The organism is Inquilinus limosus DSM 16000 (genome assembly GCF_000423185.1).
GTDB lineage: Bacteria > Pseudomonadota > Alphaproteobacteria > DSM-16000 > Inquilinaceae > Inquilinus > Inquilinus limosus.
In genome coordinates, this window is the sequence record NZ_AUHM01000020.1 from 132796 (window position 1) to 145214 (window position 12419).

A 12419-nucleotide genomic window follows, 5' to 3' on the forward strand; every position below is an offset into this window, starting at 1 on the left:
AAGAGAAGCGGGAAGGGACATCCATGAAGGACTACATTTCGGTCGCGGCCTGCCTGCCGGCGGATGCCGATCGCGCCACCCTGGTCGGCCGCGTCTGGCTGCCGCAGGTCGAAGGGCCGGCGGTGGTGGCGCTGCGCGGCGGCCAGGTGATCGACATCACCCGGGCCGCGCCGACCGTCGCCGACCTGATCTCGGCCGCCGACCCGGCTGCGCTCGCCAAGGCCGACGGCCCGGCGATCTGCAGCGTCGCCGACCTCTTGGCCAATGCCGACGAGACCTCGCGCGACGCCTCCAAGCCCTGGCCGCTGGCGCCGGTCGACCTGCAGGCGGTCAAGGCGGCGGGCGTCACCTTCGTCGCCTCGATGCTGGAGCGGGTGATCGAGGAGCAGGCGCGCGGCGACGCCACCAAGGCCGACGCCATCCGCCAGCGCATCGTCTCGATCATCGGTGACGACCTGGCGGCCGTCCGCCCCGGCTCGGCCGAGGCGCAGCGGATCAAGGAGGTGCTGCTGGCCCAGGGCGCCTGGTCGCAATATCTCGAGGTCGGCATCGGCCCGGACGCGGAGATCTTCACCAAGAGCCAGCCGATGTCCTCGGTCGGCCTCGGCGCCGAGATCGGGATCCACCCGATCTCGACCTGGAACAACCCGGAGCCCGAGGTGGTGCTGGTGGTGGCGCCGACCGGCAAGGTCGTCGGCGCGACGCTCGGCAACGACGTCAACCTGCGCGACCTCGAGGGCCGCAGCGCCCTCTTGCTCGGCAAGGCCAAGGACAACAACGCCTCCTGCGCCATCGGCCCCTTCATCCGGCTGTTCGATGGCGGCTTCGGCATCGACGACATCCGCAAGGCGGACCTGTCGATGGCGGTGCACGGACCTGAGGGCTACACGCTCCAGGGCCACAGCTCGATCTCCAAGATCAGCCGCGACCCGCTCGACCTCGCCGGCCAGATGCTGGGCCCGAACCACCAGTACCCGGACGGGGCGGTGCTGTTCCTCGGCACCATGTTCGCGCCGACCGACGACCGCGACGCGCCGGGCATGGGCTTCACCCACAAGATCGGCGACATCGTCACCATCTCGACCCCGAGCCTGGGGACGCTGGTCAACCGGGTGAACCACAGCGACAAGATCACCCCCTGGACCTTCGGCGCCCGGGCGCTGATGGCCAGCCTGGCGAAGCGCGGGCTGCTCCGCTAGTCGAGCCGGCTGAAATCCGGCTTCCGCTTCTCCAGGAAGGCGGTGAAGGCCTCGCGGGCCTCGGCCGATTTGAGCTGGGCGCCGAAGGCCTCGACCTCGCGGGTCATGGCCTCGCGCACCGCCGCCTGCAGCGGTGCGCGCAGCAGCGCCTTGGTCTGCCGGACCGCGGCCGGGGGCAGGGCGGCGAGGCGTGCTGCCGCGCCGTCGAGCTCGGCGTCCAGCGCCTCGTCGGGCAGGAGCTTGGTGATCAGGCCGGCCGCGAGCGCGGCCTCGGCGTCGAAGCCTTCGCCGGTCAGCAGCCACCAGGAGGCGCGCAGCCTTCCGGCCGCGGCGGGCAGCAGCAGCGAGGACGCGGCCTCCGGCACCAGGCCGAGCTGGACGAAGGGCAGCTGGAACCGGGTCGACGCCGCGGCCAGCACCACGTCGCAATGCAGCAGCAGGGTGGTGCCGATGCCGATGGCGGCGCCGCGCACCCCGGCCACCACCGGCTTCGGAAAGCCGGACAGGGCGTCGAGGAAATCGACAATCGGCTTCAGCCCGGACTCGCCGCCGGCCGCCAGGAAATCGGCGATGTCGTTTCCGGCCGAGAAGTCCTCGCCGCCCCGAATGACCACCACACGCACCGCCGGATCCTCGGCCGCACGGTTCAGCGCGGCGGTCATCGCCTCGTACATGGCGAGGCTGACGGCGTTCTTCTTCTCCGGCCGGTTCAGCCGGATCGCCAGGACCGGCCCCTTGGTTTCGGTCAGGACGGGATCGGTCATGAGCTGTCTCCTCCGCTCTCCGGAGCGCCACGGTAGAGAGGCCGCCGCGGTGATGTCGAGATCTGGCCGAGCGCCCCGCGGGCGGCCGCGACGCCAGTGGCGAAGCAGCCCTGCAGCAGATAGCCGCCGGTCGGCGCCTCCCAGTCCAGCATCTCGCCGCAGGCGAAGACGCCGGGCAGGGCCTTCAGCTCCAGCCGCGGGGTGAGGGCGTCGAGGCGGATGCCGCCCGCCGTCGAGATGGCGCGGTCGAGCGGCCGGATCCCGGTGACCCGCAGCGGGATCGCCTTGATCGCGGCGGCCAGGGCCTCCGGCGTCGCCAGCGCCTCGGCCGCGAAACCCTCGCGCAGCAGGGAATAGGCGGGGCCGGTCAGCGACAGGGCACGGCGCAGCCGGTTCGGGGCGCTGTCGCTGCTGCCGGCGCGGGCCAGCCGGTCGGCGATCTCCGCCGCCGTCATGTCCGGCCGCAGGTCGAGCGTCAGCACCGCGCCGCCCTCCCGCGCGAGCGCCTCGCGCAGCCCGGCCCCGAGCGCATAGACGGCGCCGCCTTCCAGGCCGGTGGCGGCGATCATGGCCTCGCCGCGCACGCTGCGGCCGGCGAAGGTCAGGGCGATGCGCTTCAGGGGACTGCCGGCAAAGCGGTCGCGCAGATGCGGCGACCAGGCGATCTCGACGCCGGCATTGGCCGGCTGCAGCGGCGCGATGGCGATGCCGCGCCCCGCCAGGATCGGCACCCAGCCGCCGTCGCCGCCCAGTCGCGGCCAACTGGCGCCGCCGAGCGCCAGGATGGTGGCATCGGCCTTCGCCTCGAACTCCCCCTCCGGTCCGCGCAGGATCGGCCGGTTGTCGCCGGTCAGGCCGATCCAGTCGTGCCGGTTGTGGACGACGACGCCGAGCTGCCCCAGCCGGGCCAGCCAGGCGCGGAGCAGGGGAGAGGCCTTCAGGCTCTCCGGGAACACCCGGCCGCTGGAGCCGACGAAGGTCGGGATGCCGAGATCCGCGCACCAGGCCCTCAGGTCGTCCGGGGTGAAGGCGCGCACCAGCGGCTCCATCCAGCCCTGCGCCGCGCCGTAGCGTGTGACGAAGCGGTCCAGCGGCTCGGAATGGGTCAGGTTCAGCCCGCCGCGCCCGGCCATCAGGAACTTCCGCCCGACCGTCGGCATGCGGTCGTACACGGTCACCCGCCGTCCGGCCTCGGCCAGGCGCTGCGCGGCGATCAGCCCGGCGGGGCCGCCGCCGATGATGGCAATGGTCTCGGTCATGGCGGTGCGGACCATAGCCCGTATTTCTCACCCTCGTTGTGCCCTGCGCCGTCGTCCCATGCCGGCAGGGCAGGAGAGCGGCGTAGCGCGATGCGGGGACATCGGGCAAGCCGCTCGACGCACCCTGCCGGCATGGGACGACGGCCCGGAGGGTCGCCTTGCGGCGGCCGCCTGCGGGCGCGGGCCGCTCGACCGTATGGCCCGATACGCTCTTCGCGGCCCGCGCCCTCATTCGACTCACCGCAAGGCGACGCAGGGCGCAAGGAGGGTGAGAAATGCGGGCTAGCAGCCTGCACCGGATTGGCGAGTCCGTTCCGCGCCGGGCGGCCATGCCGGGAACCGCCGGCGGCCGGGCGCGATTGGGATTCAAAGCGGCACCGGCACATCCGTGAAGCAGCGACGGAGGCATCGTGGCGACGCCAACCGCCCCCCAGCGTCCCCCGACCGATCCGCGTCCCGGCGCGAAGGAGACCGTCATCGTCACCGGCAGCAGCGGCTTCCTCGGCCGGGCGATCATCCGCCGGCTGGCGGAGCGCTACGACGTGGTCGGGCTGGACTTCGCCCTGCCGCCGACGCCCGCGCCGTTCGGCGAGGCGATCCGCGTCGACCTGACCTCGGATGCCAGCGTGGCGGCCGCCCTGCAGCGGATCCGCGCCGGCCACGGCGACCGGATCGCGTCGGTGATCCATCTCGCCGGCTATTACGACCTCTCCGGCGAGCCGAGCCCGAAATACGAGGCGGTGACAATCCGCGGCACCGAGCGCCTGCTGCGCGGGCTGCGGGAGTTCGAGACGGAGCAGTTCATCTTCGCCAGCACCATGCTGGTCCACGCGCCCTGCGCGGTCGGCGAGCGGATCGACGAGGAGGCGCCGATCCGGCCGAAGACACCCTATCCGCAGTCGAAGGTCGATACCGAGGCGCTGATCCGGCAGCAGCGCGGCGACATCCCGGCGGCGATCCTGCGGCTCGCCGGCGTCTATGACGAGCAGTGCCACGCCGCCTTCCTGGCCCAGCAGATCGCCAACATCTTCGAGCGCCACCCGGTCAGCGGCCTCTATCCCGGCGATCCCGACAAGGGGCAGCCCTACCTGCATCTCGAGGATCTGGTCGACGCGATCGACCGCCTGGTCGAGCGCCGCCGCGACCTGCCGCCGGAAACGACCCTGCTGCTCGGCGAGGAGGAGACGCTGAGCTATGGCGAGCTGCAGCGCCGCATCGGCACGGAGCTGCACGGCGAGGCCTGGGAGACGCGCGAGATCCCGAAGACCCTGGCCAAGACCGGGCAATGGCTGCAGGAGGATGTGCTGGGGCACGACCCCTTCATCCAGCCCTGGATGATCGACCAGGCCAGCGACCATTACGCGCTCGACATCTCGCGCGCCCGGGCGCTTCTGGGCTGGCAGCCGCGCCATTCTCTGTCCGGAACCCTGCCGGAGATGCTCAAGGCGCTGAAGGCCGATCCGCCCGGCTGGTACCGCGCCAACAAGCTGAACGCGGCCAAGGTCGCGGCCTCCGAGCCGGTGCTCGACAAGATCGAGCAGGAGGCACCCGAGCCCGCCGTCCGGAACCACGAAACGGTCGAGGCCGACCTGGCCGAGCATCATCTGCGGACGCTGTGGGCGCATCTCGTCGTCATGGCGCTCGGCCTCTGGCTCCTCATCGGCCCCTTCACCCATGGCGTGTTCGAGCCGGGGATGGTGCCGACCCCGCCCGCCGCAGGCCATCCGCTGCCGCCGCCGGAGATCCGCGACGCCTGGCTGGCCGCCAGCGACATGATCTCGGGCGCCGCGATCATCCTGCTGTCGATCCTGGCGATGGCGCGGCCGCGGTCCTGGGTGCAATGGGTGACCGCCTCGATCGGCATCTGGCTGGCGCTGGCGCCGCTCGTCTTCTGGACCGCCAGCCCCGCGGCCTATGCGCTGGACACGCTGATCGGCGCCTTCGTCGTCGCCTTCTCGGTCATGGTGCCGGCGCCGCCGGGGATCAGCCGGGCCGCGCTGGCCTCGCCCTCGGACATGCCGCTCGGCTGGTCCTATTCGCCCTCGACCCACACCCAGCGCGTCCCGATCCTGGGCATGGCGCTGATCGGCCTCCTGGTGTCGCGCTACCTGGCCGCCTATCAGCTCGGCCACATCGACTCGGTCTGGGACCCGGTGTTCAGCGGCGGCGCGACGGGGGCCGAAAACGGCACCGCGGCCGTGATCACCTCGGATGTCTCCAAGGCCTTCCCGATCGCCGATGCCGGCTTCGGCGCCTTCGCCTATCTGCTCGACATCCTGACCGGCGCGATCGGCGACCGGCGGCGCTGGCGGACCATGCCCTGGATCGTGCTGATCTTCGGCCTCTTGATCGTGCCCTTGGGCATGGTCAGCGTCGGCTTCATCATCATCCAGCCGACGGTGATCGGCGCACTGTGCCTGCTGTGCATCGCCCAGACGGTGCTGACCGTGCTGATGATGCCCTATTCGGTCGACGAGGTCTGGGCTTCCGCCCAGTTCCTGCTGCAGAGCCGCCGCGCCGGCCGGCCGTTCTGGCGCACGCTGTTCCTAGGCGGTCCGCCGCTGAAGGAGGAGCGGGATCCGTCACCGGATCTCGACGCGCCCTTCGCCAGGATCGCGCACAACTTCATCAGCGGCGGCGTGTCCTATCCCTGGACGCTGGTCGCGAGCGTCGCCATCGGCATCTGGCTGATGGCGACCGGGGCGCTGTTCGGCGCCCAGCCGCCGCTGGCCCACAGCGACCACGTGACGGGGTGCCTCGTCATCACCATCGCGGTGATCGCGATGGCGGAGGTGGCGCGGCCGCTGCGGTTCCTGAACGTGGCGCTGGGCCTCTGGGTCGCGCTGTCGCCCTTCGTCCTGGACGGCGCCGGGACCGCGGCCATGGTCGCCGACATCGTCGCCGGCCTCGGCCTGGCGCTGCTCAGCCTGCCGCGCGGCAAGCTGAGCGGAGACCACTATGGCGGCTGGGACCGCTATGTCGTTTGAGCCGTCGACCGGCCCCGTCACCCGGTGTCGGGTGCGGGCTTGGGGTCGTCGACATAGAGGCCGAGGCCGAGGGAGCGGCAGAGGCGGTCGGCGGTGGTGGCGGTGGTCTCGGTGTCGAGCCATTCGATCACGTCCGGCTCCTGCAGCCGGGCCGCCAGCCCGGCCCGCAGCCCCGGCACCCGGGTCGGATCCCGCACCTCGGCGAAGGCCCGCTCCATGGCGGCGGCCACCGCCTGCCGGCGCCGGGCCCGCTCGGCCGCGACCGCGGCCGGGCCGCCGGACGGCCGGGCCGGCCGCGGCGTCGCCGGCCAGCCGAGGGCGCCCCAGCGGGACCATTCCTCGGACAGGCCGAGGCCGCAGGCCAGCCCGGCCATCACCGCGCCGACCGGCCGGTCCTCGACCCGGGCCGCCTCGTCCTCGTAGAGGTGCTCGACCTGCTCCGCGAGCTCGTCGGACAGGGCCTCGGCGCGGTCGAGATCCTCGACCTCGTCCCAGATCATGCACTTCAGGACGTGCTCGACCTCGTCGCGGTGGCGGTCGCGGCGGGCCGGGCGGCCGGCCTCGCGCTCGGCGGTGCGGGCGCGGTCCTCGGCGCAGAGGTCGCGGGCGGCGCGGGCGCGCTGGGCCAGGGTCTGGCGCACCAGATGGGCGTAGCGGGCGAACTCCAGGCCGGGATCCTGGCCGGCCGACGCCGGCGCTTCCGCCGGGGCCGGCGCTTCAGCAGCCGCCTGAGCCGCGGCCTGGGCGGCGAGGGCGCGGGCGCCGGCGCCTTCGGCCAGCTGCATGCCGATCTCGGCGAGACGCGAGAGCATCTCGACCTGCTGCAGCGCGAGGCCGCGGCAGTACGCCTGGATGTCGAGATCGGGCGGCACGTCCTGCATGGAACATATCATGAACGAGAATGCCGAGTTAACGCAACTGCACATTGTGTTCACTCGCCCGGCCCGGGACCGGCGCGGGCGGCGGCAGGCTGGATCGCCACGGCGCCTACGCGCCTCATGATGACGGTAAGGGGCGGGGAGGCGGCTTCCCGATCGTCCTCGCCGGGCGCCCTCGCTCAATCGTCGTGGTGCGCCTCGAGCAGCTTGCGTTCGACCGAGCGCAGGTGCCGGCGCATGGCCCGCCCCGCCGCCTCCAGGTCGCGCTCGGCGATCGCGTCGACGATGGCGTCGTGCTCGGCGAAGCTGTGATGGTCGGGCGGCGGCCGGGGAATGTCGGCGCGCAGCCGGCCCCACACCACCGTCCGCCGCACCGTGTTCAGCAGGTCGAACAGCGCCACCAGAACCGTGTTCCGGGTCGCCTCGGCGATCAGGCGGTGCAACTGGTTGTCGAGCGTCTCGTATTGCCGCCAGCTCTCCGCGGTGCGGGTCTTGGCGATCACCACACGCATCTTGCGCAGATCCTCCGCCGAGGCGTGCAGCGCCGCCTCCTGCGCGATCTGCGGCTCGACCAGGAGGCGCGCCCGCATCACCGCGGCGGGGGAGGTGCGTGACGCGATCGCGGCGGCGTCGTCGACCTCCTCGATCGGCCGCGAGCCGAGGAAGGTGCCCTTGCCGACATGGCGCCAGATCTGGCCCTCGGCCTCCAGCGCGGCTAGGCCCTTGCGCAGCTCGCCACGGGAGATGCCGAGCGTCTCGCACAGCTCGCGCTCGGGCGGCAGCCTTCCGTCGGACGGCAGAGCCTGCTGGGCGAGATAGGCGCGGAGCTGGGTGAGGGCGCCCTGGCCCTGATCGTGATCGAGCGACATGGTCAAACCAATTTCCATATTGGTTTAGGCTTACCCAGTTTCGGCCGGTGCGGTCAAGCTGAGGATTGACCGGAAATCCGCGACCTGCTAACCAATGGTAAATTGGTTAAAGAATAATCCGGAAATTGGTCAAAGTGCGGGCGCGCAAGCCCGCCGGTTCGAGGGAGGAGAGAGCCATGCCGTGCCTTGCCACCCGAGTCACCCGCCGCGCCGCCGGCCTCCTGTTCGCCCTGCTGCTGGCGATGCCGCTGTCGGCCAAAGCGGCCGATCCGGTCCGGATCGCCTTCGGCGACATCCCGTCGGTCGAGAGCCTGAACTTCCTGATCGCGATCGAGCGGACCCGCGCCCGCGGCGTCCCGATCGAGCTGACCTTCTTCAAATCCGAGGACATCGCCGCCCAGGCCGTGGTCAGCGGCCAGGCCGATATCGGCGTCGGCACGCCCTATGCGCTGCTGCAGAAGGTCGGCGCGCCGATCCGGCTGTTCTTCCAGATGAGCACGCTGCGCTTCTATCCGGTGGTGAACACCGAGTTCTACCAGGACTGGAAGGACCTGGACGGCCAGGAGGTGGCGGTGCATTCCCGCGGCTCCGGCACCGAGGCGATCATGATGCTGATGGCCCAGCGCAACGGCATCAAATACGGCAAGGTCAGCTACGTGCCGGGGTCGGAGGTCCGCACCGGCGCTCTGCTGCAGGGCGCGGTGAAGGCGACGATCGTCGACGCCGCCGGCTGGCGCCTGCTGCAGGAGAAGGGCGGCGGCAAGTTCAAGCTGCTCGAGGTCGGCGACGTCCAGGCCACCGACGAGGCGCTGTTCGCCAACACCGAATTCCTGGAGACCAATGCCGAGGCCGCCGGAATCCTGGCCGAGGAGCTGCTGAACACCTGGCGCGAGATCGCCGCCAACCCGGCCGTCGTCGGCGACCTGCGCAAGAGCCACAAGCTGCTGGCCGATCTGCCGGCCGAGCTCGAGCCCGAGGTCGTGCCCTTCTACCAGGACGCCGTGGCCGCCGGGATGTATCCGCTGAACGGCGGCGACGAGGCGGCGGTGAAGGACGATTTCGCCTTCTACACCGTCGCCGGCCAGATCCAGGGTGATCCCGCAGCGCTCAAGGTCGAGGACTTCTGGACCTTCACGCCGCTGAACCGGGCGCTGGACAAGGTCGGCCGGAAATGACGGGTGCCGCCGTCGCCGAAGCCGGGCGGAGGGGCAGCGTCCTTACCGCCTTGGCTGCCGACCCGCTGTTCTGGCGCCTCGCCTCCGTCGTCGTGCTCTGCGGCGGGTGGGAGATCGCGGGCCGCATCCCGGTGAACTACGCGCTGCCGTCCTTCAGCGCCACCGCCGCAGCCTTCTGGCGCCTGCTGACGGATGGCAGCCTGGCGACCGCCTATCTCGATACGCTGCAGCCGCTGCTGCTGGGGCTCGTGATCTCCGCCGTCGCCGGGGTCGGCTGCGGCATCGCCATGGGGCTGAACCGCAGCCTGGAATGGGCCGGGGCGCCGATCTTCATCGTCATGCAAGCGGCGCCGATGGCGGCGCTGATCCCGCTGACCACCTTCGTCTACGGCATCGGCCTGACCGCCAAGGTCATCGCCGTGGTGATGCTGGCCCTGCCGGTGATCGTGCTGAACAGCTACCAGGCGGTGCGCCATGTCGGCCCGTCGCTGGTCGACATGGCCCGGTCCTTCATGGCGACCCGCCGGCAGATCGTGCGCAAGATCGTGATCCCCGACGCCAGTCCGATGATCTTCGCCGGCCTCCGGCTCGGCATCTCGGCCGGCTTCATCGGCGTGGTCCTGGCCGAGCTGCTGATCACCCCGACGGGGATCGGCGACCTCATCACCTATCACCGCTCGGTCGCCGACTATCCGGAGATGTACGCGACCATCGCCTCCATCATCCTCTTCGCCGCGGTGACTGTGGGGGCGCTGCAGCGGCTCGAGGTCGCCCTGTTCCGGCCGGAAAAGCGAGGACAGCCATGAGCAAGAGCAGCGCCGCCATGCCGCTGCCCCGCGACCAGGTGACGGCGGAGCCGGCTGAGCCCGCGGTCGAGGTCCGCGGCATCGTCAAGCGCTACGGCACGCAGGTCGTGGCCCTCGACGGCATCTCCCTGGCCTTCCGCGAGGGCGAGCTGACCAGCCTGCTGGGCCCGTCCGGCTGCGGCAAGACCACGCTGCTGAAGATCATCGCCGGGCTGATGGAGCCGACCGCCGGCGAGGTGCTGGTCCGCGGCCGCGCCGTCGCCGGGCCGGGGCCGGACCGCGCCTTCGTGTTTCAGGATTTCGCCCTGATGCCCTGGGCCACGGTGCTGCGCAACGTCGCCTTCGGGCTGGAGCTGAAGGGCGTGCCCAGGGCGGAGCGCGAGGAGACGGCGCGCCGCCACATCGCCCGGGTCGGCCTCGCCGGCTTCGAGGACCGCTATCCGCACCAGCTGTCCGGCGGCATGCGCCAGCGCGTCGGCCTGGCCCGGGCGCTGGCGGTCGATGCCGAGGTGCTGCTGATGGACGAGCCGTTCAGCGCCGTCGACGAGCAGACCCGGCGCAAGTTCCAGGAAGACCTGCTGGCGCTGTGCCGCGAGGAGCGCAAGACCTTCATCGTCGTCACCCATTCGATCGAGGAGGCGGTCTACCTCTCCGACCGCATCGTCCTGCTGTCGCCGCGCCCCGGCCGGGTGTCGGAGATCGTCGTGCCCGAGATCCCGCGCCAGGGCACGCCCGACGAGATCCGCCGCGACCCTGCCTATATCGACACGGTCGAGGACATCTGGCGCGGCCTGCGGCGCTATGTGGAGTAGGGCGCCATGACCGTCTGCGGCCACCGCATCCCGATGATGGCGTCGCTGATCCTCTGGGCCCTGGCCTGGGAGGTCGTGGGCCGGCTCGGCCTCGTCCTGCTGTTCCCGCCCTTCTCCGAGGTCGTCGCGGCGCTGTTCACTGTGGTGCCGTCGTGGACCTTTATCGACGCCGCCCTGATCACGGTCGTCAGCTTTGCCCTCGGCATGGCGCTGGCCATCGCCGTCGGCGTGCCGCTCGGCGCGCTGATGGGGCGCTTCACCGCGGTCGACCAGTTCGCCGGCATGTGGGTGAACCTGTTCGTCAGCGCGCCGCTCTCGGCCCTGGTGCCGGTGATCATGCTGCTGTTCGGCATGGGCACCGCGACCGTCGTGGTCACCGTCTTCCTCTTCGCCGTCTGGATCATCGCGCTCGACACCCGCGCCGGCATCCGGCACGTGCCGCCCTCGCTGGTGGAGATGGCGCGCTCCTTCGGCGCGACGCGCTGGCAGACCGCCAGCCGGATCCTGCTGCTGGCCGCGCTGCCGGAGATCCTGGCCGGGATCCGGGTCGGGCTGATCCGCGGCGTCAAGGGCGTGGTGGTCGGGCAGCTGCTGGTCTCGATCATCGGCTTCGGCGCGCTGTTCGAGCTCTATTCCCGCAACTTCCTGATGGCCGAGTTCTGGGCCCTGACCCTGATCCTCTTCGCCTTCGCACTTCTCCTCTCCGGGCTGGTTTCCCGGCTCGAGCACCGCATCGCCTATTACGCAGGAGTACGTCAGTCATGAACATGGCTTCGCCCGGGACGACCGAGTTCGTCATCGCGCCGCCGCCCGTCCCGGTGCTGCCCGTGCTCGGCACCGGCCGGCTGTTCCCGGTCCATCGCGTCTACTGTGTCGGCCGCAACTACGCGGCGCATGCGGTGGAGATGGGGCATGACCCGGACCGGGAGCCGCCGTTCTTCTTCCAGAAGAACCCCGGCAACCTGCGAACGGACGGCCGCTTCCTCTATCCACCGGCGACGTCCGACGTGCATCACGAGGTCGAGATGGTGGTGGCGCTGAAGTCCGGCGGCCGCGACATATCGGTCGAGGCGGCGCTCGACCACGTCTTCGGCTACGCCGTCGGGCTCGACATGACCCGGCGCGACCTGCAGGGGGAGGCGAAGAAGCTCGGCCGGCCCTGGGAGGTCGGCAAGGCCTTCGAGCATTCCGCGCCCTGCGGCCCGATCCGGACGGTCGCCGAGATCGGCCATCCCGCCGCCGGCGCCGTCTGGCTCGACGTCAACGGCCAGCGGCGGCAGGAAGGCGACCTGAACCAGATGATCTGGAAGGTGCCGGAGATGATCTCCTATCTCTCCGGCCTGTTCACTCTGCAGCCGGGCGACCTGATCTTCTCCGGCACGCCGGCCGGGGTCGGCGCCGTGGTCCGTGGCGACGAGATGGTCGCCCACGTCGACGGGGTGGGGGAGATCCGGGTGGCGGTGGTTTAAGGCGCACACCGCCCCTCCTGTCATCCTGGGGCTTGACCCACGGGTGTCCAGCTAAGGATGAACAACAACCAGCGGAAGAATTTTAGAGCTCAAGCCTCAATTTGTAACTGTCATGCCCGGGCTTGACCCGGGCATCCAGGAATGTCGATGCCGCTCTGGGTGGCCCCTGGATCGCCGGGTCAAGCCCGGCGATGACAATAA

The 12419-nt window shown here is 71.0% G+C and carries 11 protein-coding genes; 7 read left to right on the top strand and 4 right to left on the bottom strand.

Features of this window, described 5'->3' with window-relative positions; all coding sequences use genetic code 11:
- Window positions 1–23 precede the first annotated feature (23 nt).
- The gene (locus G537_RS0118405) at window positions 24–1199 is read left to right on the top strand and encodes a fumarylacetoacetate hydrolase family protein (RefSeq protein WP_026871378.1); all 1176 of its coding nucleotides are present in this window, start codon (window positions 24–26) and stop codon (window positions 1197–1199) included.
- On the opposite strand, the gene G537_RS0118410 is transcribed toward G537_RS0118405, so the two are convergent.
- Window positions 1196–1963: an enoyl-CoA hydratase gene (locus G537_RS0118410; RefSeq protein WP_026871379.1), complete on the bottom strand. Its 768-nt coding sequence runs from the start codon at window positions 1961–1963 to the stop codon at window positions 1196–1198. The genes G537_RS0118405 and G537_RS0118410 overlap by 4 nt on opposite strands.
- On the bottom strand, window positions 1960–3237 hold the full coding sequence (locus G537_RS0118415; RefSeq protein WP_026871380.1) for a TIGR03862 family flavoprotein: 1278 nt from the start codon (window positions 3235–3237) through the stop codon (window positions 1960–1962). The genes G537_RS0118410 and G537_RS0118415 overlap by 4 nt, the downstream gene beginning before the upstream one ends.
- A 395-nt stretch (window positions 3238–3632) precedes the next feature.
- Here G537_RS0118415 and G537_RS0118420 point away from each other — a divergent pair, with 395 nt between their 5' ends.
- The gene (locus G537_RS0118420) at window positions 3633–6209 is read left to right on the top strand and encodes an NAD-dependent epimerase/dehydratase family protein (protein WP_051248591.1); all 2577 of its coding nucleotides are present in this window, start codon (window positions 3633–3635) and stop codon (window positions 6207–6209) included.
- 17 nt (window positions 6210–6226) lie between these two features.
- On the opposite strand, the gene G537_RS0118425 is transcribed toward G537_RS0118420, so the two are convergent.
- On the bottom strand, window positions 6227–7090 hold the full coding sequence (locus tag G537_RS0118425; RefSeq protein ID WP_026871382.1) for a hypothetical protein: 864 nt from the start codon (window positions 7088–7090) through the stop codon (window positions 6227–6229).
- Window positions 7091–7266: 176 nt separating this feature from the next.
- Window positions 7267–7956 (bottom strand): FadR/GntR family transcriptional regulator, encoded by a 690-nt coding sequence (locus G537_RS0118430; RefSeq protein WP_026871383.1) that lies wholly within the window; start codon window positions 7954–7956, stop codon window positions 7267–7269.
- Window positions 7957–8132: 176 nt separating this feature from the next.
- On the opposite strand from G537_RS0118430, the gene G537_RS0118435 reads away from it, so the two are divergent.
- The 5 genes from G537_RS0118435 to G537_RS0118455 are packed head-to-tail and all read left to right on the top strand — an operon-like array spanning window position 8133 to window position 12218.
- The gene (locus G537_RS0118435) at window positions 8133–9131 is read left to right on the top strand and encodes an ABC transporter substrate-binding protein (protein ID WP_026871384.1); all 999 of its coding nucleotides are present in this window, start codon (window positions 8133–8135) and stop codon (window positions 9129–9131) included.
- The gene (locus G537_RS0118440) at window positions 9128–9937 is read left to right on the top strand and encodes an ABC transporter permease (protein WP_026871385.1); all 810 of its coding nucleotides are present in this window, start codon (window positions 9128–9130) and stop codon (window positions 9935–9937) included. The genes G537_RS0118435 and G537_RS0118440 overlap by 4 nt, the downstream gene beginning before the upstream one ends.
- Window positions 9934–10749: an ABC transporter ATP-binding protein gene (locus tag G537_RS0118445; RefSeq protein WP_034852155.1), complete on the top strand. Its 816-nt coding sequence runs from the start codon at window positions 9934–9936 to the stop codon at window positions 10747–10749. The genes G537_RS0118440 and G537_RS0118445 overlap by 4 nt, the downstream gene beginning before the upstream one ends.
- A 6-nt stretch (window positions 10750–10755) precedes the next feature.
- Window positions 10756–11514, top strand: coding sequence for an ABC transporter permease (locus G537_RS0118450; protein ID WP_026871387.1), 759 nt, complete (start codon window positions 10756–10758; stop codon window positions 11512–11514).
- Complete coding sequence (locus G537_RS0118455) at window positions 11511–12218, top strand: fumarylacetoacetate hydrolase family protein (protein WP_026871388.1); 708 nt, start codon at window positions 11511–11513, stop codon at window positions 12216–12218. The genes G537_RS0118450 and G537_RS0118455 overlap by 4 nt, the downstream gene beginning before the upstream one ends.
- The last annotated feature ends 201 nt before the right edge of the window (window positions 12219–12419 follow it).

What these genes read in the sequence shown, in the direction of transcription:
- G537_RS0118450 (WP_026871387.1), top strand. Translation starts at nt 10,756, where the DNA reads ATGACCGTCTGCGGCCACCGCATCCCGATGATGGCGTCGCTGATCCTC.
- G537_RS0118425 (WP_026871382.1), bottom strand. Translation starts at nt 7,090, where the DNA reads ATGCAGGACGTGCCGCCCGATCTCGACATCCAGGCGTACTGCCGCGGC.
- G537_RS0118415 (WP_026871380.1), bottom strand. Translation starts at nt 3,237, where the DNA reads ATGGTCCGCACCGCCATGACCGAGACCATTGCCATCATCGGCGGCGGC.
- G537_RS0118405 (WP_026871378.1), top strand. Translation starts at nt 24, where the DNA reads ATGAAGGACTACATTTCGGTCGCGGCCTGCCTGCCGGCGGATGCCGAT.
- G537_RS0118410 (WP_026871379.1), bottom strand. Translation starts at nt 1,963, where the DNA reads ATGACCGATCCCGTCCTGACCGAAACCAAGGGGCCGGTCCTGGCGATC.
- G537_RS0118445 (WP_034852155.1), top strand. Translation starts at nt 9,934, where the DNA reads ATGAGCAAGAGCAGCGCCGCCATGCCGCTGCCCCGCGACCAGGTGACG.
- G537_RS0118440 (WP_026871385.1), top strand. Translation starts at nt 9,128, where the DNA reads ATGACGGGTGCCGCCGTCGCCGAAGCCGGGCGGAGGGGCAGCGTCCTT.
- G537_RS0118455 (WP_026871388.1), top strand. Translation starts at nt 11,511, where the DNA reads ATGAACATGGCTTCGCCCGGGACGACCGAGTTCGTCATCGCGCCGCCG.
- G537_RS0118430 (WP_026871383.1), bottom strand. Translation starts at nt 7,956, where the DNA reads ATGTCGCTCGATCACGATCAGGGCCAGGGCGCCCTCACCCAGCTCCGC.
- G537_RS0118435 (WP_026871384.1), top strand. Translation starts at nt 8,133, where the DNA reads ATGCCGTGCCTTGCCACCCGAGTCACCCGCCGCGCCGCCGGCCTCCTG.